Raw genomic sequence first — 25,699 nt, 5'->3', positions numbered from 1 at the left:
CTATTTCTTTTTATTTTGAACTCTTCTTGGTTTAATAAGTTCAAGTTCAGGTTTTCTATTTTCTTTAGTACTATTTTTCAACAACTTATCAAATTCCTTTAGTTTTTCTTCAAAAAACTCAGCTTTTTTATTTTGATCTTTAAATTGTTTTGAATCAATTTCTTGAATAGTAAGTTCAATTTCTTCTTCAATGTTTCTAAATTTTGCCTTTTTAATTTCTAACAACTTATTTTTTAATTCCTGTTCCTTAGTAATCTCATATGTATAAGATCTTCTTGGTTCGATTTTAAAAATACTTTTAACAACACGTGGTTCTTTGTCTACTTTCAATTCTTTAACGAATTCTCCAGTTTCAAATTTTGCAGTTTCTCTTTTTTGCTCTTCTCTTCTAATTTGAGTTTCTTGAGATAATCTCCTTACTCTGTCTAATTCACTTTCTACTCCCTTAATTGTTGTATGTTTTGAATAAAATTCTTTTGCTCTATCTGCATAACTAACAGTGCTACTTTTAATTTTTTCAACATCGGTGTAAAGTTCTTCATCTACTCCTCCTGATTTTCTTAAATTCTCAATCTTAAGTAATTTAGCAATTACAGGATCATTTTCGAGTACTTGAGTTTGAATATCTTGTGAGTTTTTTCTTGCTCGATCAATAATTGAACCTAATACCCCATCTGTTTTTTGAGTAGTTACTTGTTTTGCTCCAACAATTTTTCTTAACTCTATTAGCTTATCTCTTACAGCTAAATCTGAGTTATTTGATTGTTCCATATTCGAAGATGCAGAAAAGTTTTTAGAAAGTTTGCGAGCCTCAGGGTCATCTGAAAATAAAGGTTCCATATTCAATAATGGGTCATCATTATAAGTTCAATGATTTGGAGCTCTGTCTTCTTGTTTTTCATTAGAATTTTCAAGTACATTAGTTTTAACTTTAGTTTTTTTCTTTCTAAACAAATTCATAAGAAACCGCTTTCTATACAATATTACCTATATTTTATACTTTTTATCTTGTTTGAAAAGGCATTTTCTCTACCAAATTTAGATTGTTTTTTACCATCAATTAATACAATATCACCTGTAAAGCCAATTTTATTTTTGGTAATAGCGTCTCCTACACCATAAATGTCTACAGGAGCCTTATTTTTTTCAAAATAACTAATTTTATTTTCATCAAATCCTGAAGAAACAATAATTTTTACATCTTGATGACCATTTAAATCTAATTTTTCTCTTAGCATTTTTACTAATGTAGGATTGACTCCATGAAGCTCATTATCCTTTTCTTTTATATTTGCTAATGACTTATCTACTAAATTTGAAGAAGTATCCAATCTTAACGCCGTAATTTCATTTTTAAAGTGATTACAAACCATTATAGAATCATTTATACAATCATTATTATAGTCAACAAGCACAACTAAGTCATTATTAGGAAAAACCTCTTTATAAGCCTTAGTAGCAGCAATCAAATCTCCATTAAATGATGCAATTAATGCATGAGGCATTGTTCCATTTAGAATTGTTTCTTCTTCCAAATACTCAAAAGATGCATATGTTACCAAGTTTTTAATTCCTCCAATTGAAGAAGCATAACCATCAATTTGTTGATTTGTATAATAATCCATTCTATCATTCATATTTAAAACCTTTTTACCATTTGCAGCAATTGAGATATTTCTTGCATTTGTTGCAACAGTAGAAGCTCTTGAAAGAATTCCATCAAAAAGACCTTCAAAATGTGCAAAATCACTATACTTACCTGTTATTTTTAAAACAGGTTCTAGAGAATTTACAATTTCTCCTTCTTCAACAGCTTCAACAATAAGATTTTTAATATTAGATAATTTTAAAATTTCTTTTATTATTTCAATACCACAAATCACTGTGTTTTCTTTTCTTTGAAACCATTGCATTGTAACTAATTGATTAGGTTTAAATTTATTAAGAATCTCTCTAGTTTTTTTAAAATAATCAGCTGAATAGTAATCTTCAAATATTCTTAAATCAATGTTAAACTTATTTTTCATTTAAAACCTCTCAAATTGATTTACCAATATATGAATCATCAACTTCTCATTCCATAATTCCTTCATTATTATATTTCTCATTATCAATTTCTAATTCCTTTGCTGAACATAACATTCCAAATGAGTCAAAACCTTTAAGTTTTCCGGGTTTAATTTGAATTCCATCAGGCATTCAAGAACCAACTGTAGCCAATGTTGTATAAATATTTTTTCTTGCGTTTTTAGCTCCGCAAATAATTTGAATTTCTTTTTTTCCAATATTAACTTTACACTTTGATAGATGAGTTTCAGGAATCTTTTCACATTCAGTTATTTTAGCAATAATAAACTGTCTCTCAAGTTTAAAATCTCCTAAATATTTTTTTAAAATTGGTCTTACTTTTCTTTTTAAGTTCTTATCTTCTAAATAAAATGCTTTATTAGATTTGAAATTAAATATATTGAAACCAACAATTTCTTTATCATGAAATAAAATTGCTGAGTGTAGATCTTTTTCAGTTCTAGTAATTTTTTTATTGCTCAAAATAACACTTATTGTACTAAAATTTTTAATATACTTTATAAATAATTTCATATTAATTACCTGGCTTTTCTATTGGAATAATATCAAAACAATTATATAATATATTAAGTCTTTTATATAGAGGAGGAATTATGAAAATTGCAATTTTAATTGATTCTTCTTGTGGAATAAAGAATACTAAAGATTATAAAGACCTGTATTTAGTTCCACTAATGATCACAAAAGAAGATGGAAAACAAATAGCTGATGATGAAAAATTGAGTACAGATGATTTTTATAAATTAAATGATTCACAACTTTTAAAAACTTCTCAGTCAATTCCAGGTGATGTTATGACAAAATGAGACGAATTATTAAAGGAATATGACCAAGTTGTTTGTTTATTACTTTCAAAAGGTCTTTCAGGACAATTTAATACATTCAGAATGTTTTCTCAAGAAGAAAAATATATAAATAAAATACACGTAATTGACAATAATGGTGTAAGTATCGTTATTAAACGTCAATTAGAATTAGTTCAAACACTAATTCAAGAAGGTAAAACTGGAGAAGAAATTAAAGATATTATTGAAAAATATTATAATGATATACACGGTTATATCATTCCTAAGTCTCTTGTTCAATTAGTTAGAGGTGGCAGAATTAGTAAAGCTGCTGCTGGACTTGCCAAAATATTGAAAATAACTCCAATTCTAAAATACAATGGAGAAATTGATAAGCAAGGTAAAACTAGAACTTTCAAAAAAGCTGTCGAAGAAGCATTAAGATTATTAAAAGTACTTTATCCTGAGAATAAGAAAATAGATATTTCTTTTTCAAGAACCGATGAAGAGACTATCAATCTTGTTAAAAAAATAGTAACAGAAGCCGGTTATGAAATTGGATTATTAGATGATCTAGCAAATACAATTATTTGTCATACTGGTAGAGAAACGTTTGCTTTTATGCCGTTTCAAATATGAGGAGAGAAACTATGAAAATAGCTGTAATTACTGACTCGTCGTGTGGAATTAATGATATAAATAGTATTAAAGATCTTTATCTAGTGCCATTAATGATTACTAAAGAAGATGGAGAACAAATAGCTGATGACGAATCTTTTAAACCAGATGACTTTTATAGTTTAAATGATTCACAGCTATTAAAAACTTCACAATCTATTCCAGGTATAATGATGGAAAAATGAGATGAATTATTAAAGGAATATGACCAAGTTGTATGTCTATTACTTTCAAAAGGCCTTTCAGGACAATATAATACCTGCAAAATGTTATCAAATGAAGATGATTATAAAGGAAAAGTATTTGTAATTGATACAAATGGAGTAAGTATAATTTTAAAAAAACAAGTACATTGAGTTTTACAATTAATTAAAGAAGGAAAAAATGCGCAAGAAATATCTGATTTAATAGAAAAAGCAAATAAGGATTTTAGAGTATTTATCATTCCTAAATCATTAAATCAATTAGTTAGAGGTGGCAGAATTAGTAAGGCGGCGGCTGGACTTGCAAAGTTCTTAAAAATTACACCAATATTAAAATACGATGGAGAAATTGATAAACATGGTAAAACTAGAACTTTCAAAAAAGCAATTGAAGAAGCACTGGCAGCTTTAAAACAATTTAGTACTAAAGATACAATAGATATTTCTTACTCAAGAATTGATGAAGAAACATTAAATATGGTAAAGGAAGCAGCAATAAATTTAGGATTTAAACTTGGCTTTTTAGACGAAATGCCAAATACTATTACTTGTCATACAGGTAGAGAAACATTCGCATTAGGAATATGAAAATAAATAAGGAGAATATATATGAAAATAGGAATATTAGTAGATAGTTCTACTGGTTTCATTCCAGAAGAGCATAATACAAAACTTATAAGGGTAATACCGTTACATTTAATTGTTAACAACAAAGATGATTATTTTGATACACCAGAAGTTATTAAAAAAAATGACTTAATGAAAGTCTTAGCAGGTAATAACCGTACAACAACAAGTCAAGCATCACCAGGAGAATTAATGGAAAAATATGATGAAATGTTAAAAGAATTTGATCATATAATTCATTTAACAATTCCTTCAAACTTATCTGGTATGCATCAAACTGCTGTGATGCTAGCAAATGAAGATGACTATAAAGGAAAAGTTACAATTATTAAACATTTTATTGCAGCTAACTGCGCACAATTATTAGCTTTAAAATTTGAAGAAATGATTTTATCTGGAATTAATGAACCTTCAAAATTTCAAGAAGAAACAGATAAATGAGCTAAAGACTCTTGAACTGCAATCATACCAAGTGATTTAAAAAAATTTGCTGAAGGTGGTCGTGCAAATTCTTTACTAATAGCAATTTTAAAATTTATGAAAACAAAAGTTTCAATTCAATGATTAGAAAAACCTAAAAAAATCGGAATGGGAAGAACTTACAAAGCAGTATTAGATAAAATGACGACTGCTTTAAAAAAAGAAATGAAAAGTGAATATGAATTACTTCTTGTTTCACTAGACGAAATAAATAATAAAATAATTGAACAAATAAAAAATTATTTAAAGGAAAATGAATTTGAGTTTAAGGAAGCTAAAGTACCTACTGTGTTTCCTTGACATGCAGGTATTGATACAATAGCACTTATAGCAATTAAAAAATCATTACTACCTAAAAAAATAAAATAACGTTTTGCATTTAATTAAATGCAAAACGTTATTTTTTTCTTTTATTTGGCAAGGGTAGCAGGACTTGAACCCACGACACTCGGATTTGGAGTCCGATGTTCTACCAACTGAACTATACCCCTATTTAATAAAAAAATACCTAAGATTATTTAGGTATAAATTAGTTTTTTATTTGGCAGGGGTAGCAGGACTTGAACCCACGACACTCGGATTTGAAGTCCGATGTTCTACCAACTGAACTATACCCCTATTTAAAAATACCTTTTAATTATATCATTAAAAAATATTATGTATAAATTCAACATTAAATTATTTACATTTTTTACAGATTCCATGTAGTTCTAATTTAAAATGTTCTAAAGTCATATCCTTATCTTTTAATATTTCAGAGAATCTTAAAAATAGTTCATTTGCTAAGGAAGGACTTTCTAGATCTTCTAACCCTCCACAATTATCACAAAAAATATGCATAAGTTGCGGCGAGATTGCTTCATAAATTATTTGCTTACCGTTAATTGTATTTGCAAATAATAAATGTAATTCCAAAAATAAATCTATATTATTATATATTGACATTACATTTACAGAACCTAAATCATTTTTTACCATGTCAATTACTTCATTAATTGTAAAATGTTTCTTTGAAATTATAATATTTAACATAGACATTCTTACATCAGTAAGTTTTATTTTTTTACTTTTAAAAAGTTCCAAATACTCATTAAGCTTCTTTTCCATAAATTATTTCTTTAATTTCTCAATAATTTCTAAAAGATCGCTTACTTTTTTAATATCTAATAAGTCTTCATCTGAAACAGTAATATTTAATTTTTCCTCTAAAGTAACAATCATATCCATTAAATCAAGTGAGTCTAACCCCATAGATTTGAATTCTGTTTTATTAGTAATTGTACCTTTTGCACCCTTATTTAAAAGTGCTTTTTTAATTTCTTCAAAATAATTCATCTAAATCACCTCTAATAATTATAACTTAAATAAGTTTAAAATTTCAAGTATATCTATGATTTGCACATTCATAAAGAACATAAATCTCCTTTGGATATTCTAAATTACTTACTGAAAACTTAATATCAATATTATTATTTTTAGGACCTAACTTATTAAACTCTAACAAAAAATAATATTTAAACTCATTCAAAATAAAATATCTCTCTTTTGAAAAATTAATAATATACATCTTTTGCTCTAAAGTAAAATTTATTTTTAGATTCGTTTTAACAAAATCACTTTTCTCACTTACTGGAGGATTTTTATCATCTTCCACACTAGTATCAGTTTCAATAACAGAACTACTAGATTTTATATAGTAAAAAATTACAAAGCTAAAAGTAGAGATAATTGATAAAAAAAATATCAACAGGAATAAATATTTATAAAGTTTTTTGATTTTCATTTATGTAGTTTATAACGCTTTCCTTTTCTTTTCATCCTATTGAATTTATCTCATCTACTTTTCAATTTATTAAAAAATTAAATCTTTTATTTATGATCTCATCACTGTAATTTATTTCATATGACTCTTTATTTAAGTTTTCCGAAATATAGTCTATTGATAATTCTCTTGAGTTAAGGTCAATAACTCTATTATAAATAATTGAGTTATTATATAAAGGATTTCATAAAATTCCAGAACTTCCATTTTCATCCTCTTCAACGACATTTTTTATAAATTTGTACGTAGTAAAATTATCATTATCTATCTCATATTCATTATCTTGATATATAAATTTATCTTTAAGTTTTTTTATATTATAGTATTTTGAAAAATCCTCTGAACTCTTTAATTTTGGTGTTGAAGATAGTTTATTTGTTCTATTAACTCCTTCTAAAAACATACTAATAAAAGTATTCATTTTACTACCTAAAATTGGTAATTGAAGTTCATTTCATAAAGAATACTTACTTCTAATTTTCATTTTTGGATCTATAGTATTAAGGGAATTTGATTCTACTTTAATACTTAAATCATTTTTTACTAAATCAAAGTAATTTTTTTTATATTTATAATTAAAATCATAATTCAAATAACCATAAGCAAGATTAGAGATTGTAATAGCACTATTATTTGTTTCATATTTATGCTGAGTTAAATTTCTTCGATCAATTTCAATTGTGCCATAATTTGAATGAGGTTCTAGTCTATAACCATCAATATTATAACTAGCACTATATGTTATAAATAATTGTTGTTGACCGTCCACTAATTCAGCTGGTATATTCAATTGCATAAAATCAAAATTACTTATACGAAAGGTTTTATCTCTTCAAGCTGTTATGCTATAACTTGGAATAATAAGTAAATCGTCCTTACCCACTTTTATAACCTCAGCTCCTGTTGGTGTCTTTATATAAAATTTAATTGCTGCTGACTTGAGATTAATAATTGTTTGGAGAGCAATAGAATGAGAAAAAAATGTTTGAAAATAATCATAACCATTTTTATTTGATAAACTTGGACGTATAAATAATCTATAGTATTCTTTTTTATTAAATGTATATTTTTCATTAAAAAATATAGTATCTAAATTTAAAGTGTCATTTTCAACTTCACTTACCTTTATAAACTCCTTATCTTTAAATTCACTTGTAAATTTAATTTCATCTTTAATATTTATATCTAAAATAAAAATCACCTCAATTAAGTTATCGATATTTTAAATAAAAAAGTCTCTTTTCTAAAAAAAGAGACTTTAAATTCTTTAATGGGGCGTATAAAGGGAATTGAACCCTCGAGTGCCGGAACCACAATCCGGAGCGTTAACCACTTCGCCATATACGCCATAAAATATTGCACTTACTTATTATACTAAAAAGAGCAAAAAAAATACAACAATTTTGTTGTATTTTAAGAAACTGTTAAAATTTCAGGTTTTTCAAGAATTGCTTTAACTTTTGCTAAGAACTTACCAGCTTCTGCTGCATCAATTATTCTTTGGTCAATTGTTAAACTCATATGCATAATTGCCTTAATTGCTAATTTTTCATTATCAACTACTACAGGTTTTTTAACAACTTTTCCTACTCCAATAACTGCAGCATTTGGGTAAAAAATTGTTGGTGTTGCTTGAATTGCACCTATATTACCATAATTAGAAATTGTAATTGTGCTTCCCTCTGATTCATAATTTAAAAGTTCTCCAGCACGAAGTCTTGATGTCATTTCCTTAATATCAATTGCAACTTCCTTTATTGATAATCTATCAACAAATTTTAAAACTGGAATAATTAAACCCTCACTAGTTTCAGTTGCAAGACCAATATTATGATATTTTTTAATAATAACTTCATTTGTTTCTGGGTCATAACTTGAGTTCAATTTTGGATATTCCTCAAGAGCAATTGAGATAGATTTAGCTATAAATGAAATTGTTGTAAATTTAATATGATTTTGAGTTTGTTTTAACATATGTTTTAGTTTTAAAATAGAACTCATATCAATTTCTGTTGATATTGTTAATGGAGGAATAAAGTTTTGGCTTAAAATCATTGATTTTACAGCAGAATTTCTATTTTTATTAACTTTTTCTCTTTCAATAACTTTATTTTCATCATTAGATTCAAATTGTAAATATCCTACAGAGTTATCTGGTTTATCAACTTCAAAGTTGATATCCCTAATATTTTCTTCTTTTCTTTGTAGTCTCTTTACTTCTTTTTGTTCATGGTGTAATTGCTCTTCTTGATATCTTTCTCTCTCATATTTTTCTCTAAACTGTCTTTCAACTTTTGCAATGATTTCTTGCTCTAAAAGAATTTGTTCTTCTTCTTTACGTTTTTTTTCTTTAAGTTCATTTGCAAAAGAATTAATTTCCTCTTTAATCACTGATTTTAAATCACTTGCACTAATATCTCTATTTGAAACTTTATTCTGATTCATATTTTGCATCATATTTTGCATTAACATATATTGCATCATTTGACCAAAAGTATCAGGACCAGCATTAAAATTTGACTGTTGATTTAATTTTGAAGTAGCAGCGTGTAATTGATTTTGTTCTTTTAGAGTTCTATGTAATTCTTTAATTTCAGTCTTTAAAAAATCCAATGTTTCATCAGCAATTTTTTTATCATAGACTTTCACTAATTCATCATCCTTTTTACTTATTTGAGTTTTAATTTCCTTTTGAATAACTTTTGGTGTTTTTTCAGGAATCTCATCTCTATCAAATTCAGCTGTATTAACAGTTTCAAATGTCATAGTTTGGTCAAGTTCATTATCGATAGTTTTTAAGTTTTCATTTTCAGAAATTTTTAAATGTATTTTTTTATATAAATCACGTTCTCTATTTTTATATGAATCTTGTTCCTCATTTTGAGCTAAGTCTTTATTATTTATTTGACCATCAAATTCTAATCCTTGATTCTTTTCATTGAAACGCTTTTCAGCTTTATAAGCTGAATATAAATTTGTAGTTCTTAATCAATTTTCAAATTCTATTCTACCTTTTGGAGTCTCGTTATATAAAACATATGTTGTAGCTCCACTTTCTGGATCTTGATATAAAACTTCTCTCAGAAATTCTTGAGGTATTCCTATTTCTTTTATTTTTTTACTAAAACTTAAATTATCCTCAGTTAAACCTTGTTCTATTGCTTCTCTTCTTTGTCTAATAGCTGCTCTATCATCATGATTTTTTATAACATTTCATCTTTTTCTTGTGTCATGAAGATTAGAGATTTTTGTATCTGCATAATTTCAGTTACTTTTTGAGTTAATTTCTTCATCAAATTTATTTGAATTATCTTTACTCATTATGGCCTCACTATAATCAATTGCATCATTAGAATCTACTAATGTTGATTTTTTTTCTTTAAAATACGATTCATTTGATACATTATTTTCCCTTTTAAAAGTTGATGTAGTTCCAAAATTTTGGTTTTTTACGTCAAGTCCTTCTTTAAATTCATTATTTTCCTCTTGTAAGTGTTTTTGTTGCTCACTATTATTTTCAACTCTCTGGTGGTCTAATATAGCATTATCTTTGGTAGCTACGATGTCAGATTGTAAAACTCTTGTATCTCCCCCAGCACTATTAAGTTTTTCAATTCTTGCTTGAATTATATTTCTCATAATTAAAGGACGACCCTTTTCGTCTGTTTTTGACATTGCATTGATTTCACCTGCATTGTCTTTAACTTCTTTAAAATTATTTTCTTCAAGTAGCTTTTCTTTTCTTGCTTGTACAAGTTGCCTAAATTTACTTACACCACTAACATTATCTGTTGAAAATAAATTAGTACTATCTGATTTTTTTACCTCTTCTGGAGTAATTTTTAGCAGTTCTTCTTTTGATAAATCACCATTATATTTATGTTGAGGAGCATTTTTAATTGATTCTTTAATGCTTAATCTCATTTGAGCAAATTTATCTTTTGGCTGCATATTTGATTCGCTCATAATTTCATTTACCTCTTTATTTTCTTGTGACTTTATTGAACTATTATCTATATCTTTTTTGTTAAAATCACTTACTATTGTTGATTCAATATTTTTATTAGAAATTGCTTTATTATTAATAGTATTAAACTTTATATCCTCAGTTTTTTCAGTATTATTTGAATTTAAGTTTTCACTTTTAATATCAAGTTCTTGCTTATTAATTAATTTAACTTCTGTTTTTTTAAGACTTTCTTTTTTATACTTTTCAATTTCTAAATCTCCAATAACAATATTTGCTAAAATACTACCATTTTTGATATGACTACCTATTTTAATAGTTCTTGCAATAAGACCATTATAGTTAGACTTTATTTTAACTTCACTGCCATCTTCTAATTCAACAAGGGCAAAATCCTCACCAAAAACAGCTTCTTCTCCAGAAAATAATCATCTCTTTAAAATTGCTTTTGACTTTAAATTTCTAGCTCTTAGATGCACCATAACCCCATTGCCCCTTTGATGTTTTATATACCATCTATTATTATATAAAAAATAAAGGCAAATTCCTACCTTTATTAGTTAACATATTTAGTTTTAAATATCAAAACTCCGTTTTTAACAAGTTTTTTGTATCGTTCAGCTTCTCTCAAATTTTCCTTAACAAAAGATCTATCTTTATAATTAAGGGATAATATTCATCCCTTAATTTTAATTTTATTATTTTTTTGAGCTATTTTTTCATTTTTAATAGAAGCAATTTCTAATTTATGCTCTAAGATTCTAGACTTGATATATTCATTTTTTTTAACTTTTCTTTCATTTTTTTCCAGCGATTTAATTCCCTTTAGAAAAACTTTATATTCTGTTTTTTTGTGAATTATATCCATCTTATTTTGGCTTTTTAATCTAATTTTTTGTAATTTTCTTTTTTGTATACGATATGCATGTTCTTCTCTTGTAATTAATTTTCCCTCAATATCATGTCATCTATAGAACTTACCATTATTTCATTTTAGAAAGACAAATTGCAATCCTACAACTATTAAAGTTATGCATAAACAAGCAAATAAAAAAGTACATATAACTAATCATTCTGGACCAAAGCTTTCCCCAGCAATATATTTTTGCCCATCAACTGTATAAGATAATTCATACTGATGAATATTTAAAAATCAGTATGGATATCACATTTGATCAGTAAAATGTCTTGATTTATCAATGACCCCATTTTCTGGACTTCAAATATTATTTCAAAAATAATTATAACCAGGAGCAGTTGGATTTAAAATATCACTTGGGGGACTATAAATTCTTGAATAGAATTCAGGAGAATAAAATTTATATCTTAATTCTCCTCTTATCATTGCAAATATTAAATATCCTGTTGGATAAAAACAATTCATTGGTAAAGAGAATTTTGAATATCTTCTTGGAGAATAATATTGATCTCCACAAGAGAAAATAAAATAACCAATCATAATACTTGGAATAAAAACATGCAAGACACTTGTTGAAACCCAACTTGACGGATAATAAGCACCCATTTCATCAACAGATGCTACTAATCCAAGTCAAAAAACAATCATAGTTAAACTTATATATACTGTCATTGCTAACTCTACTGAGAATGGCGGTTTTGTATTATATATTTTTTTCATAAAAATAGCCATTGCTAAATAAAAAACTACTGCATAATTTGATTGAGTTGTAAAAAATGAATAATATATATTTAATCTCTCTAATGTAGGAATACCTTCAAGATTTTTTTTAGGAGCATAAATTTGTAAAACAAAATCGAAAGCCAAAAAAGAAAGTAAAACCATTAAAATCATTACTTTTAAAGAAAACTCAAAATCTTTATTAAATTTCATAATATATCACCTTACTTCTCATTGTAAAAATTATATCTAAATACAATAAAAAAACCAAATCGATATACTATTTGTATTAGACATTTTTTTATAAAAATTTTAGAGTTTGATTACAAATCATTAACTCTTCATTAGTTTTAACTTTTAAAACTGGAATTTTTGATTTATTAGAAGAAATTAATAAATAGTCAGAATATTTTTCATCATTTAATTTAGATTCAATATGTAAATCTAATAATCTACATTTTTGAGATATTTTTTCTCTAATTACTCCTGCATTTTCGCCAATTCCTGCAGTAAATATAATTCCATCAATATTATCATTTATTTGGTTTGCAAATTTAACTATAAAATCAGCAACTATTTGAGTATAAAGCTCAACTGCTAAGGAAGCTTTTTTATTACCTTTTTCAGAAGCTGAAATTACATCTCTCATGTCACTGCTTACTTCACTAACTCCTTGTAAACCAGATTGTTTATTTAAAATATCTGTAATTTCATAGATATCTTTACCAGTTTCTTTTGAGATATATTGAATAATTGAAGGGTCAATATCTCCACTTCTTGTTCCCATCATTAATCCTGCCAATGGAGTTAATCCCATAGTTGTATTATAAGATTTACCATTTTTAATAGCACAAATACTTCCACCATTTCCCAAATGACAAACAATTAGGTTTAATTTTTCTTGCTTTTTGTTAAATATTTCTTGAGCTTTATAGGCAATATATTCATAACTAATTCCATGAAAACCATATTTTCTAACTTTATAATCTGTATACCATTTATATGGTGTTGTATACATATAGTTAATTTCCGGCATTGTTTGATGATATGATGTATCAAAACAACCTACAAGTTTTGCTTTTGGCAAACTTGCTTGAAAAGCATTAATTGATGTTAATGCTCCTGGATTATGTAAAGGTGCCAACCTTATATTATCTTCAATGGTTTTTTTAATTTCCTTTGTTAATTCTACTGTTTTAACAATTTTATCTCCACCGTGAACTACTCTAAAACCAATTCCTTTAATATCATCAGGTTTATCAATTACTTTTAGTTCTGTAAACTTAGTTAAAATTAGTTTAACTGCGTCTAAGTGATCTTTCATTTCATTTTCAAATACATGTTTTTTATCATTAATTTCAATTGTCAATTTACCATCTACTGAAATTCTCTCTGCTAATCCTTCAACAGTTGAAATTGGATTTTTTTTATCTGCTATATTAAATAATTTAAATTTAATTGAACTACTTCCAGCATTTACTACTAAAATCATTACTTGTCTCCTCCATTAAACATTGATGTATATATTGTTACTATTGATGTTTGTTTAATATCTTCTAAAGTTGCGCCTCTTGAAAGATCATTTACAGGTTTATTTAAACCTAAAATAAAAGGTCCTGCAGCTTGAAAATTACCAAATCTTTGAGCAATTTTATATCCAATATTACCAGAATTTAAATCTGGAAATACATAAACATCTGGGTGTTCTTTTGTAATTTTTGTTTTTGGGTATTTTTTCACTCTTACACTTTTATCAAAAGCAGAATCAAATTGCATTTCTCCATCAAAAGTTATTCCTTTTGACTCTCTTGACTTTAATAGATTCACAGCTTCTTTTACTTTATCTACACTTGTCCCCATACCCGAACCATTTGTTGAATAACTCAACATTGCTACTTGAACATTTTCTTCATTTAATTGTTGAGCAAAATCAGCAGACATTGAAGCAATATCTGCTAATTGATTTGCATTTGGGTCAACATTTAATGCACAGTCTGTAAATAAATAAATCTCTTCTTCTTTTGACATTAAGAAAACAGATGAAGCGATTGAATATTTTTTACTTGTTTTAATAATTTGCAAAGCAGGTCTTAATGTATCAGCTGTTGTATACTCCAAACCACAAATCATTGCATCAGCTAAATCTAATTTCATCATCATTACACCAAAGTAAGTTCTCTGCTCCATTAGTTTTTTTGCTGTTTGTTCATCAGCTTTATCTTTTCTTACTTCCAAAAATAATTTAATCATTTTACCTTTATCATATTGGTCCATAATAACAGCTTCTATCTTTTCGCTTAAATTACTTGGTACCTCTTCTTTTGTATTAAATAACAATACAGGTATTGCTAAATCATTTTCTACTAAAAAATTAGCTGTTTGTTGTATTTTTTCTTGTGTCCCTTCAGGGAAAACAATTCTTTGTTTTTTCTTGATTGCTTTAATTTTATTCTCTATTTCTTTAATTGATCACATATAAATTCCTCACTTTTATACTTTTCTATTTCTTTTAATAATGTCGACGAAACTTTTCTATTTTTATTATCTGATAAAAATAATACAGTTTCTAATTCATCATAAATACTTTTATTTCCATCATAAAGCTCTATTTCATAATTTAAAGTTTGAGAATCTCTAATTCCCCTTACCATATATTTTATTTTTCTTTGTTTTGCAAAGTAAGCAGTTAATTCACTTTCATTTATTTCAATTTTTACATTTTTTAATCCTTTAGTCATAGATTTAATTTTTTCAATTCTATATTTCAGATCAGGATTTTCATTTTTTGAAATATTTTTTGTAATAACAACTATAACCTCATCAAATAGCTTTGTAGCTTTCACTAAAATATTTAAGTGACCTTCATGAAAAGGATCAAAACTCCCTGGATAAATAGCTCTTCTCATATTAACCCTTCCTTAATACATTTATAATTTTATATTTATTTTAGTGAAAAAAATGTCTTTATTTTATTTTATGTAATAAAATAAAGGAAAGGAGTATATAAATGAAAATACTACTAGTTGATATTGGAAATACCACTGCAGATTTCCGTTTGTGAAATAAAAAAACAAATGAATTGAAAAAAATAATTAGGCCAGAAACAAAGGACCCTAATTGAAGAAGAAGTAAGGCTTTGGGAAAATATTTCTTAGACAATAATATAGAAATTGATAAAATTAGTTATGTATCTGTTGTACCTGAATGAAATGATATTATGAGAGCATTTGCAAATAATATTGGAGTATCCATATCAAATTTAAGAGATGACTATGATATCGAAAGTGAATTATTTAAAGTAGACAATATTAATAAACTTGGAGCAGATTTTATATCAAACTTTTATGGAGCTATGGATAATTATGAAATTAAAAATGGAGCAATAATTTCTATGGGTACAACTTCAACTATTGCTATAATTGAAAATAGAAAATTTAAGGGAACAATAATTTGTCCAGGACTAAAAAACTCATTAAATTGTTTAATCTCTAGTGCAGTTCTTTTACAAAATAATAACTATAAAAAGTCAAATAAACTTTATGGTACAAATACAATAGATGCTATAAATGTTGGTGCTTTTAATGCTCACTATTTAATGCTAACTTCAGTTATTAAAAAATTAAAATTGGATTTTGCGATTTTTACTGGTGGAAACTCAATAGAATTCAAAGAAGATATCATAAAAGATGGTTTTACTTTCGATGAATCATTAATTTTTAAGGGACTTATAAAATTTAATAAATAAAAATTGATATAAATATTTATATCAATTTTTAAATTTTACTTAAAAAGTTTAAAGTATCTTCAAAAATTAATTTCTTATCAATATCAAAAAGTATTTCATGTCTTAAGTTTTCATAGATTTTCATCTCTACATTTAATTTTGCCCTTTTAAATTTTTTATAGGTTTTAACAACTTTTTTTCCATAATTTCCTACTGGATCATCAGAACCTGAAACTAAAATTATTGGCAAATCTTTTCTAATTTTTAAAATATTTTTTTTATTTTGAATATATAAAAGGCCCATGAAAAGATCTTTGAAAGCAGATGTTGTAAATATTTGACCGCATAATGGATCTTCATTAAAACTTTTAACATTGCCTGAGTCAATAGATAATCACTCATTCCCCGTATTTCCCTCTTTGTTGAATTTTTTATTAAATTTTTTGTAACTTAAATTTCATATAAACTTATCAATATTTTTTGGACCATATTTTTTCTGTCTTGACTTTGCAACTTTAATACCAAACTTTAAAGATAATTTACTTTCCCAAGCAGTTCCACTAAGAATTAACCCATCAATTGATAATCCATAATCAATTGCATAATTTCTTGCTAAAAAACTTCCCATTGAATGACCTAACATAACTATTTTTTTGTTTGAGTAATTTTTTTTAATAAAACTATTTACTAAGTATAGATCATCCACTAGAATTTTCCAACCATTATGATCTGAAAAATAACCTAGTTCTTGATTTTTTAAATCTGCTGTTTTACCGTGACCTCTATGATCATTTGAAATTACAACTCAATTATTTTTATTTAAGAAATTTGCAAATTCATCATATCTTTTTGAGTGTTCACAGCTTCCATGTACAACTTGCAACACTCCTTTTACTTCTTTAACTTTATCTCAAATATAAGTATAAATTTTTTTACCATCTTGAGATAATAATTCTATTTCTTTCATTAATGCACATCCTTCTTTTAATATTATATGATACATAAATAAAACCCTTTAAATTATTTTATGAATATACTTTGTCAAGTATACAAAATGTTTTTTTATAAAGTAATTGCATTTAATGCAATTACTTTTATTTTGTTTCAATTATTAAAGTATTCATAAGATGGAGGGTTAGAAGTTTTAACTCGTATTCTTTCATAATTATAGAAGTGAATATATTTACTAATAGAGCTTTCCAATTTTTCAAAAGAGTTTACTTTTAACTCTTTTTTTCATTCCTCTTTTAATGAAGAAAAAAATGTTTCACACATTGCATTATCTATTGAATTTCCAGGTCTTGATAAAGAAATAATTATATTATTCTTTTTTGAATAGTTTTTTGCAAAAAATGATGTATATTGAGAACCATTATCAGAGTGAATTATAAGCGATTTACTTATGTCATTTCTATATTTTGTTGAATTAATAAGAGTATCTCTATAAATTTTTATATCATTTATTTTAGACAATTTATAACCAACTATAAATCCTGTCTTAACATCCTTTAAAATACTAAGATAAGCAAATTTATTATTTAATGGTAAATAAGTAATGTCAGTCACTCAGAATTCATTCTTCTCATAAATTTCTCATTTTCTATTAACAATATTGGGTCCATGAGTAATACTTTTCTTTTCCTTAGGTTTTCTAATCATCTTTTTAACTCTAATTACTGAATACATCTTATATATTCTCATTATTCTTGCTACTTTATTTTGACTAATCTTTATTCCCTTATTTTTTAAACATATTGTTATTCTTGGACTACCATAAATACCTTTATATTTAAAAAAGTGAAACTTTATTTCTTTTGCAATATTAATGTCTATTTTTATAATATAATCCTTTTTACCATTGCTAACTCACCTATAGTAACTTGATCTAGTAATTTTTAAAAGCTTACATAAATCCGAAATACGATATTTGTATTTAAATTCTTCTATGATTTTATAAATATAATTTATTTTTTCTTTTGATTTTCCATCATTTCATTGAACTTTTTTATAACTTCATTTTCCATTTCTAATCATTTAATTTTCTTTTTAAGAATTGCTAGTTCCTTATCTTTTGGGTCTAAAGAATTTGGTCTAACACTAGAATGCTTGTTGTGCTTTCCTGTTTTTGAAATTAAACATTCAGCTCCATATATTTTATAATTTATGCAAAGGTTTCTTGCTGTTGAATAAGATACACCATATTCAATTGAAAGCTCTCTAAAAGTTCTATTTTCATTATAGTGTCTATTTACTAACTCTTGCTTTTGTTTGATACTTAAAATATTTGATTTATTACCTGTAACATTTGACATATAAAAAATTCTCCTTGTATACATTCTATGTTTTTTTAACATTATGTATACTTAGAGAATTATATTCATTAAATTATTTTAAAGGGTTTTATTTATGCTATTGCTTGCTTTGCTGTATTAAATACTTCCTTTAATTGTTCACAAGATTTATTAAATAACTCTTGTTCATTATTTGTGAGTTTTCATTTAATAATTTTTTCAATTCCATTTCTTCCAATGATACAAGGAACACTTGTATAAATATCCTTATTTTCATATTCGCCATTTAAATGAGCTCCTACTAATAACATTTTCTTCTCATTTTTAAGAATGGCTTTTACAATTATAGCCAAACAAACTCCTACACCATAATATGTAGCTCTTTTTTTCTCAATAATTTTATAGGCTAAATGTGTAGCTTCATCTTTTATCTCTGAAAGATCTTTTTGAGTAATGCTACCTTCCTCAATAAACTCTTGAACTGTTTTTCCCATTACAGTAGCTTTGCTTCAAGCAGCAACACTTGAATCACCATGCTCTCCTAATAAATAAGCTTCAACACTATTTGGCATTACATCAAGTTTAGTTGCTAATAATCTTCTTAATCTTGCTGAATCCAAAGTTGTTCCTGAAGAAATAACTTTAGAACTATCATATCCAGTAACTGTTTTATATACATATGTTAAAACATCTACTGGGTTTGAAGCTATTAATGTAATTCCACTAAATCCGGAATTCTTAATTTGTTCAGCAATTTCTTTCATAATTTTTGCATTATCTGCAACCATCTCTAATCTAGTTTCACCAGGTTTTTGTGGTCTTCCAGCAGTTATCACAATAATATCTGCATCTTTGCAATCTGAATAATCTCCTGCCTTTATTGAATTAAATGATATAGGTAAAACTGCCTGTGCGTCTGCAATATCCATTTCATTTCCTTCTGCTGCATCTTTAAAAACATCTATTAATACATATTCTTGCGCAATTCCTTGGTTTACAGCTGAATAAATAAAACTTGTTCCAACAGCTCCACAACCTACTAATACTACTTTTTTATTTTTTATCATATTTTTATCGCTCCTACACTTATATATTAATACAAACTCCACTTATATTTTTATAAATAGCTGACTAATACAAAAATGAAAAAAAATTTTATAGAAGTAAAAAAAATACTCATAAATGAGTATTTTCATATGTACATATGATATTGTTAATTAACGTTTTGAGAATTGTGGTGCTCTACGTGCTCCATAAAGTCCGTATTTTTTACGTTCTTTCACACGAGCATCACGTGTTAATAAACCATTTCCTCTTAACTCTGGTTTGTAATCTTTGCTTGCCTCTAATAAAGCTCTTGCAATCCCTAAACGAGCTGCACCAGCTTGACCAGTAAATCCTCCACCTTTAACAGTAATTTTGATTGAAAAATCTGATTTTGTACCTGTAGCATCTAAAGGTTGTTCCATATCTTGAACTAATGTTGGATATGGGAAAAACTCTAAAGCTGGTTTTCCATTAACTATAATTTCACCTTGACCGGGAGTTAATATAACTTGAGCAACAGAAGATTTTCTTCTTCCAGTTCCTCTATACATAACAACTTCTTTTTTTGCTGCCATTATTTACTATCTCCTTTTTTTGATTGAACTATTAAAATTTCTGGATTTTGTGCCTGGTGTGGATGTTCATTACCTGCATAAACGTGTAATGCACGGTATTGATTTCCTCCTTGAACATTTTTTGGTAACATTAATCTTACTGCACGCTCAATAATTCTTTCAGGGAATAATTTACGTTGTGTTGCAACGTTTCTAGTTTTTAATCCCCCTGGGTGCATTGAGTGGTGGTAATAGTTTTTATCATTTTCTTTTTTACCTGATAAAACTATTTTTTCAGCATTAATTACAATTACATGATCACCATTGTTAATATGTGGTGTAAATGTAGGTTTATTTTTTCCTCTTAGAACCATAGCAATTTGAGTAGATAATCTACCTAAAGTTGCTCCAGTTGCGTCAACTACATATCATTTTTTAGCAATATCTGCTGTTTTAATAAGTGTAGTTTGTTTCATGTGCTTGTTCTCCTTACCTTCCGGGGCTAGTGAGTAAGCAAATATATTATACATTAATTATTAAAACTCACAAATAAAAAATGGAATAAAGTATAAAAAACCATTTAATATTACTATCAAACGGTTTGTTTACATCCTTCTTTTAATTAAAATAATATATAAAAAATAGCTTAATCAAAATAACTAAAAGTTAATTCAATTCCCTGTTTATCATTTAAGTAATGAGCCTTTTTATCATAATCACCATTTTGTTCTTCTGAAGTTTCTGGCAATGACATCTTTTGATAATCCTTTGAATAAAATCTAATCATATACTGATTTGAACTATTTTTAATAGGTTGTGCTTCAAAACTATCTAAGTCAAGATCATTGACAAATAATGCTCAATAACTAGGATTTGATAAATTTTCAATAATAAAGTGCATTAGTACTGTATATTTATCTTTTCCTTCTAATTTACCAAAACTAGTTATTGGTAAATTATTATTTGATATTTTTACCATTTCTGAAATAGTCATTGGAAATGGTTGCCCTCCAATTTCTTCTTCTAGAAATGGAGTTACTTGGTAATTTAAGTCTAAAGACCCATAGTAATTCTCCGGTCTTTGTTTAGGAACTTCATCATTAATTCTGATTATAGCCCCCTTATTATCTTTTTTATATTCAAATTTATTTACATCAGTTAATTCATCACCAACTTTTGATAATTGATTGATCATATCCATATTATTAAACATTAAAGCCATCATAATTGTTCTTGGTCGATTATCATAAATATTACCAATAGTTGATACTTTAAAAACATCTTGTAAATGAACTGAATTTGATATTTTAATTGCTGCTGTAATATTATCATTATTGTTTTCTTTGTTAGTAATAATAAATTTATATGAAGCATTTCTATACAAATCCTCATCTAAACTTATTTCACTATTATTTTTAAAAACTTGTATCTTTAAGTTTTCTTCATTATATCCTCCCAGTTTTAAACTTTCAATAAGAGCCTTTAGTAGCTCATCTGTATAATATATTTTTTCAATATTTATACTATCCAAGTTTGCTTTTTCAAAACCATTTTTTGTTATTGGCATAATTGGATCGGGTCTAAAAATATCATCATACTTATCATTTGTACATGAGACTACATTGGCAGTTATAGTTGGAATAAAAGCAATTGAAGATAGTCCTCCTAGAATTTTTTTAAATTTATTACTCATTTTTTTATCCTCCTTGAACAGCTAACAACATACTAACTTTTTTAAGTGAAGTTCAACTTAAAGCATTACTTATAGAATATAATAGTCAAGTTCCTAAAACTCCTGGAATAATATATCAAATATGAAAACTTAATGGTAAAACTAAACTAACTGAAAGAGCCTTAACTACTAATAAGATTATCGCCCAAGCAACTCCAAAACCAATAAAGGAGCTAATAATTGCAACTGGTATGTAGATACCTATAAACAATTTACTAATGTATCACTCTTTATATCCTAATATTTTCATTACTGCTATTATTTTGGCATTCTCTGAAATTACTAAATTTATTGTTAACAAGATAATAATTGCACTTAGAAAAATTGTAATAAATACAACAAAATAAATTATCATATCAACTGTACTATTAATTCTATCTATAACTTTTAAAGCTTCATCTACTTTTAATGCATTTTCAATTGAACTAGTTGACTGGCCAGTATATGAAGTAACATTGTCACTACCTCCATTTAAACCAATCATTGAATAATCACCATATTTTTGTTGTGTTGAAACTCCTTTTGAAATATCAGTAAAACTACTATCAAAAGAACTTTTATAATTAAATAAAGGATATTGTGACTCAAATAGTTTCGCATATATTTGATTTTCTGGTTGAGATGTAAATTTTTTAAAGTCTTGAAGTAGCATTGAATTATTGCTTTGTTTTTCATTTTCTTTAATTCAATTTACTAATTTACTAATTTGTGTATCTGGATTTTTAGGATTACTTCATTCCTTTATAAACAATCTAAAAAGCAATTCTTCTGTCTTATTATAATTTGAAATGACTTTTGCATTCTCATTATTAATTCAGGCTTTATTATTACCGTATTGATCAACAACTCCTGATATTGTATATTCGAAATCCTTTTCAATATTTTTTGTTGATACTTTTCCACTAGCAATATTTTTTGACATAGCATTTGCCCCTACTAAACTAGGACTACTAAAATCAATATTTGATTTATATACTCGTTTATCAATTTCAGAACTAATTAAAGAGTTCTTCCATCCTCTTCCATCATCAGTTAACATTGAAGTAGTATATAAATTTTTAGAAGAAGTATAATCATTTTCTTTTGAAGTAGCACTCATAGAAGATGAATCTCAACTCTCTATATCCAATAAATTTTGTTCATAACTTAAAGCTGTCATTATGTGACTTATATTTACCTTGTCACCAACTTTTAGTTTCAATCTTTTGGCAAGTGATTGATTAATTAAAATTGAATCATTAGTCTTAAACAACTCTTGTTTTAAATCTTTTTTGTTACTATCTTGTAAAATTTGAGTTTTATTATCTTCTTTAATTCCATACAATTTAAGACTTTGATTTTTTAAATAACCATTTAAATATATTCCTAAATCTTCTTTTTTGTCATTATAAGGAATTAATCCAAAAGTAACATTAAAATTTCCATCTTCTTTTTTATACTCTTCTTCAATAGTTTTTTTAATTGAAGCTGGGGAATCATTATAAATTCCTTGCAAAAATGCTTGTTGTAAATTATTAAAAAAGTAAGCTATTATTCAATTATAAATTGGAACAATAGTTGCTAATCTTTTTTCAGTTCAATTCTCTTTATCAATGTAATCATAAAGAGATTTTTCAAAGGGTTCATCATTTTTAATTTGTCCTGTTGAAGTAACATCAACTTGAGTAAAAGTAAAACTTTTCCCAAAAGCAGCATAATAATCAGTTTCACTAATCATAGGTTTTCCTACTTCTGCAGGCCCTCCTCTATTATCCAACCTTGTTCCATTAGAAATAATATAACCCTTTCTTTTATTATCTAAACCCATCGCGTTTTTATATTTTAAATAAAATTGTCTTATTTTTTCTAAGTCTTCTATATTGTCTCTTGACTTTGAATCGCTTGCTAAAATTTCTATTATAGCTTGCTTACTTCAATATTTATCTAAGTTGAAATTATTTAAATCTGATCAAAGATTAAATATAACTGTTTTATAAAAATTGTTTTTTACATCTTGTGGCATATCTTCTAACTCAATTGTTAAGTTATCATTTTTCAAATAATCAATATCAATTGATTTATAAGTCATATCATTTAATGATCCAACATCAATTGATGGATTATATATTTTTTCTGATACATTATTTTGTAAAAACATATCAAAAATATTTTTAGACTCATTTAAATCTTCTTTCATTGTACTATAAGGATTATATGTCTTATAGAAACTTGTTGGAGAATTATAGATAGGATTTTGATATTCAATCTGATTATCAAAACCATTAATTAAATATGTTTTATCCTTATTCTCATGTAAAACATTTGGCATGATAGCTCCTATTGTAATTAAACTTGAAGAAACTAACATTACAGAAAATACTGAAAGTAATTTTAAAATTGAACCCGATAAGATTGCTCCTTTAAATCTACCATCAAATTTTCTACCCTTTGTTAAAGTTTTTTTAATAGCTAATTTAAATTTATTTGTAGAGCTTCTACTTTCAAAATTTATCATTTGCAAAGGTGTATATTTATCAAACATATAGAAATAAGTAATTAGAGTAACTATTTCCAGGAATATAAACATTCCAAATACAGTAATAACTATTGATTCCCAAGAAAGATTAAATACTTCCATTTTTATTGAGAAGAAATTATTTGTTAAACCAATTACTAATTCTTGCATACTCATTCCAAGAATATATCCTAGTAATCCTCCAGTAATAGAAATAACTAAGGGGTAAAGTCCATTTGCTCAAATTAAAGAGGATTTTTTATATCCTAAAGATAATAAAACCCCAGATTGACCAAATGATTTTTTTATTTGATTATTTAACATTATTACTAACATAACAATTCCAATAGATAAAGTTACTAACATAATAATATAACTAAAAGTCTTATAGGACTTAATTGCTAAAACTAGCATTTGTGTTCTATTACTAAATTTGTATTTAATATCTCCCCTTTGGATTGCTATTGGTATATCTCTATTTATAGTATTTTCATACCCGGCATATAATTTAATTTCTTTTGCTTTATCTAAATTAGTTAAATATTCATTAATTAAAATAGCTGAGTTTTTAATATCTTTATTATTTTTAAATTTTAAAACAAAACTAACTTCTTTATCTAAATTTGAAGAAGCTGATATTATTTCTTCATTTTTTATCTCACTATCTGTATATCAGATTTTTTGACTTTCATAATTTGAAAGATCAAACTCGTTTTCAGAGTATATACTCTGGTAATAAATATTTTTAAGACCCAAATGTGATGGATCAATATATATAAGACCTTCCTGTTTTGTGTTGGGTAAAGGTTTTGCTTCATTAATTATTGGAGTTGAGAAATCGGCACTTGAACCAAAACCAACAACTTGAAATCAGTTTTGATTAGCATATTCAGTATTATGAATTCAAGAGTTTATATCTATTTTTTCATAAAGTTTAAAATCAACTTTTCTTTTTTCACTATCTTTTACTAAAATGCTTGTTCCATAGTTATCATCTTGTAATCTAATTATGTCATTTATTTTTATATTATTTGCAGTTGCAAATTGTTCATTAATATATACTCATTTCTTTGTATTTATATTAGTTGCTTGAGTATACTTTTTTCAAGTATCTATACTCATTCCTTTACTAACTACAAGTTTATCAACTTTTTGTTCTGGATTCAGTGCAAAAACTTTTAATGTCTTATTTGAAGATAAAGTTGTAATTCTCGACTCAACTCTATCAAATTCAAAATCCAAATTTGAGTCTCTTAATTTATTTTGTAAATATGTTATTAATAAATTATCTCTAACTTCAGAATTTGAAATATTTTTACTAAATAAATCTTTTTCAAAATCATTAATATATGAAGCATTTGATAAATCAATTACTAAGTCATGGATGTTACTATTTTTTTCAGAAATAAAATTCTCATAGGATCTTTCAACTCTACTAGTAGAAGAATAAGATAAAGTAAATACAAAAGATGTTAAAAAGACTAGAACAATAATTGTAATTAATTGAATTTTATTTCTTAATAAGTTTTTAAAAGAATTTTTAAAAAATGGTTTTTGATTTTTCATTT

At 25.9% G+C, this 25,699-nt stretch carries 24 protein-coding genes and 3 tRNA genes; 4 read left to right on the top strand and 23 right to left on the bottom strand.

The genetic code is table 4. The annotated features are described in order from the left end of the window. Genes AACL04_RS05405 through ytpR form a run of 3 tightly spaced genes read right to left on the bottom strand, consistent with a single transcriptional unit; the run spans position 1 to position 2,601 of the window. Entirely contained in the window at positions 1–960 is a 960-nt protein-coding gene (locus AACL04_RS05405; protein ID WP_339030221.1) for a hypothetical protein, read from the bottom strand. Positions 961–983: 23 nt separating this feature from the next. Next, on the bottom strand, positions 984–2,027 hold the full coding sequence (locus AACL04_RS05400) for a nicotinate phosphoribosyltransferase (protein ID WP_339030220.1): 1,044 nt from the start codon (positions 2,025–2,027) through the stop codon (positions 984–986). Further along, positions 2,017–2,601: a YtpR family tRNA-binding protein gene (gene ytpR / locus AACL04_RS05395; protein ID WP_339030218.1), complete on the bottom strand. Its 585-nt coding sequence runs from the start codon at positions 2,599–2,601 to the stop codon at positions 2,017–2,019. Before ytpR ends, AACL04_RS05400 begins: the two co-directional genes overlap by 11 nt. Before the next feature lie 80 nt (positions 2,602–2,681). On the opposite strand from ytpR, the gene AACL04_RS05390 reads away from it, so the two are divergent. Genes AACL04_RS05390 through AACL04_RS05380 form a run of 3 tightly spaced genes read left to right on the top strand, consistent with a single transcriptional unit; the run spans position 2,682 to position 5,230 of the window. After that, positions 2,682–3,533, top strand: coding sequence for a DegV family protein (locus tag AACL04_RS05390; RefSeq protein ID WP_339030216.1), 852 nt, complete (start codon positions 2,682–2,684; stop codon positions 3,531–3,533). Next, a complete protein-coding gene (locus tag AACL04_RS05385; protein WP_339030214.1) occupies positions 3,524–4,348 on the top strand; it encodes a DegV family protein in 825 nt (274 codons plus the stop codon). Before AACL04_RS05390 ends, AACL04_RS05385 begins: the two co-directional genes overlap by 10 nt. Before the next feature lie 15 nt (positions 4,349–4,363). Then, positions 4,364–5,230, top strand: a complete 867-nt coding sequence (locus AACL04_RS05380; protein WP_339030212.1) for a DegV family protein — start codon at positions 4,364–4,366, stop codon at positions 5,228–5,230. Positions 5,231–5,276: 46 nt separating this feature from the next. Here the strand turns inward: AACL04_RS05380 and AACL04_RS05375 are convergent. The 12 genes from AACL04_RS05375 to coaD form a co-directional block, all read right to left on the bottom strand. Continuing rightward, positions 5,277–5,352 (bottom strand) — tRNA-Trp (locus tag AACL04_RS05375). Between the two features lie 51 nt (positions 5,353–5,403). Next, positions 5,404–5,479, bottom strand: a tRNA-Trp gene (locus AACL04_RS05370). A gap of 60 nt (positions 5,480–5,539) precedes the next feature. Then, positions 5,540–5,968 (bottom strand): Fur family transcriptional regulator, encoded by a 429-nt coding sequence (locus AACL04_RS05365; protein WP_339030210.1) that lies wholly within the window; start codon positions 5,966–5,968, stop codon positions 5,540–5,542. A gap of 3 nt (positions 5,969–5,971) precedes the next feature. Then, the gene (locus AACL04_RS05360) at positions 5,972–6,196 is read right to left on the bottom strand and encodes an acyl carrier protein (RefSeq protein WP_339030208.1); all 225 of its coding nucleotides are present in this window, start codon (positions 6,194–6,196) and stop codon (positions 5,972–5,974) included. Positions 6,197–6,221: 25 nt separating this feature from the next. Then, complete coding sequence (locus tag AACL04_RS05355) at positions 6,222–6,515, bottom strand: hypothetical protein (RefSeq protein ID WP_339030207.1); 294 nt, start codon at positions 6,513–6,515, stop codon at positions 6,222–6,224. 106 nt (positions 6,516–6,621) lie between these two features. Then, the gene (locus tag AACL04_RS05350; protein ID WP_339030206.1) at positions 6,622–7,884 is read right to left on the bottom strand and encodes a hypothetical protein; all 1,263 of its coding nucleotides are present in this window, start codon (positions 7,882–7,884) and stop codon (positions 6,622–6,624) included. A gap of 70 nt (positions 7,885–7,954) precedes the next feature. Next, a tRNA-His gene (locus AACL04_RS05345) sits at positions 7,955–8,030 on the bottom strand. 66 nt (positions 8,031–8,096) lie between these two features. Beyond that, a complete protein-coding gene (locus AACL04_RS05340; protein ID WP_339030204.1) occupies positions 8,097–11,132 on the bottom strand; it encodes a 2-oxo acid dehydrogenase subunit E2 in 3,036 nt (1,011 codons plus the stop codon). A gap of 74 nt (positions 11,133–11,206) precedes the next feature. Further along, a complete protein-coding gene (locus AACL04_RS05335; protein ID WP_339030202.1) occupies positions 11,207–12,502 on the bottom strand; it encodes a hypothetical protein in 1,296 nt (431 codons plus the stop codon). Positions 12,503–12,590: 88 nt separating this feature from the next. Continuing rightward, positions 12,591–13,781, bottom strand: a complete 1,191-nt coding sequence (locus AACL04_RS05330; RefSeq protein ID WP_339030200.1) for an acetate kinase — start codon at positions 13,779–13,781, stop codon at positions 12,591–12,593. Continuing rightward, on the bottom strand, positions 13,781–14,764 hold the full coding sequence (gene pta, locus AACL04_RS05325; RefSeq protein WP_339030198.1) for a phosphate acetyltransferase: 984 nt from the start codon (positions 14,762–14,764) through the stop codon (positions 13,781–13,783). The genes AACL04_RS05330 and pta overlap by 1 nt, the downstream gene beginning before the upstream one ends. Further along, the gene (gene coaD, locus AACL04_RS05320; RefSeq protein ID WP_339030196.1) at positions 14,743–15,195 is read right to left on the bottom strand and encodes a pantetheine-phosphate adenylyltransferase; all 453 of its coding nucleotides are present in this window, start codon (positions 15,193–15,195) and stop codon (positions 14,743–14,745) included. Before coaD ends, pta begins: the two co-directional genes overlap by 22 nt. A gap of 101 nt (positions 15,196–15,296) precedes the next feature. On the opposite strand from coaD, the gene AACL04_RS05315 reads away from it, so the two are divergent. After that, positions 15,297–16,034 (top strand): type III pantothenate kinase, encoded by a 738-nt coding sequence (locus AACL04_RS05315; RefSeq protein ID WP_339030194.1) that lies wholly within the window; start codon positions 15,297–15,299, stop codon positions 16,032–16,034. A 28-nt stretch (positions 16,035–16,062) separates the two neighbouring features. Here the strand turns inward: AACL04_RS05315 and AACL04_RS05310 are convergent, their stop codons facing one another. The 8 genes from AACL04_RS05310 to AACL04_RS05275 all read right to left on the bottom strand — a co-directional run bounded on the left by AACL04_RS05310 (position 16,063) and on the right by AACL04_RS05275 (position 25,697). Then, on the bottom strand, positions 16,063–16,980 hold the full coding sequence (locus tag AACL04_RS05310) for an alpha/beta fold hydrolase (RefSeq protein WP_339030192.1): 918 nt from the start codon (positions 16,978–16,980) through the stop codon (positions 16,063–16,065). 95 nt (positions 16,981–17,075) lie between these two features. Continuing rightward, complete coding sequence (locus AACL04_RS05305; RefSeq protein ID WP_339030190.1) at positions 17,076–18,047, bottom strand: IS3 family transposase; 972 nt, start codon at positions 18,045–18,047, stop codon at positions 17,076–17,078. Continuing rightward, entirely contained in the window at positions 17,978–18,325 is a 348-nt protein-coding gene (locus tag AACL04_RS05300) for a hypothetical protein (RefSeq protein WP_339029627.1), read from the bottom strand. The genes AACL04_RS05305 and AACL04_RS05300 overlap by 70 nt, the downstream gene beginning before the upstream one ends. Positions 18,326–18,417: 92 nt before the next feature. Then, the gene (locus tag AACL04_RS05295) at positions 18,418–19,371 is read right to left on the bottom strand and encodes an L-lactate dehydrogenase (protein ID WP_339030188.1); all 954 of its coding nucleotides are present in this window, start codon (positions 19,369–19,371) and stop codon (positions 18,418–18,420) included. Positions 19,372–19,521: 150 nt separating this feature from the next. Continuing rightward, positions 19,522–19,926: a 30S ribosomal protein S9 gene (gene rpsI, locus AACL04_RS05290; protein WP_422397903.1), complete on the bottom strand. Its 405-nt coding sequence runs from the start codon at positions 19,924–19,926 to the stop codon at positions 19,522–19,524. After that, positions 19,926–20,381: a 50S ribosomal protein L13 gene (gene rplM, locus AACL04_RS05285; protein ID WP_339030187.1), complete on the bottom strand. Its 456-nt coding sequence runs from the start codon at positions 20,379–20,381 to the stop codon at positions 19,926–19,928. The genes rpsI and rplM overlap by 1 nt, the downstream gene beginning before the upstream one ends. Before the next feature lie 170 nt (positions 20,382–20,551). Beyond that, entirely contained in the window at positions 20,552–21,598 is a 1,047-nt protein-coding gene (locus AACL04_RS05280; RefSeq protein ID WP_339030186.1) for a Vmc-like lipoprotein signal peptide domain-containing protein, read from the bottom strand. 4 nt (positions 21,599–21,602) lie between these two features. Then, the gene (locus tag AACL04_RS05275) at positions 21,603–25,697 is read right to left on the bottom strand and encodes an ABC transporter permease (protein WP_339030184.1); all 4,095 of its coding nucleotides are present in this window, start codon (positions 25,695–25,697) and stop codon (positions 21,603–21,605) included. Between the last annotated feature and the right edge of the window lie 2 nt (positions 25,698–25,699).

The organism is Spiroplasma endosymbiont of Cantharis nigra (assembly GCF_964019925.1).
Lineage (GTDB): Bacteria > Bacillota_I > Bacilli_A > Mycoplasmatales > Mycoplasmataceae > Spiroplasma_A.
The sequence above is the reverse complement of the archived record's forward strand: the minus strand, read 5'-3'. Positions and strand labels throughout refer to the sequence as shown.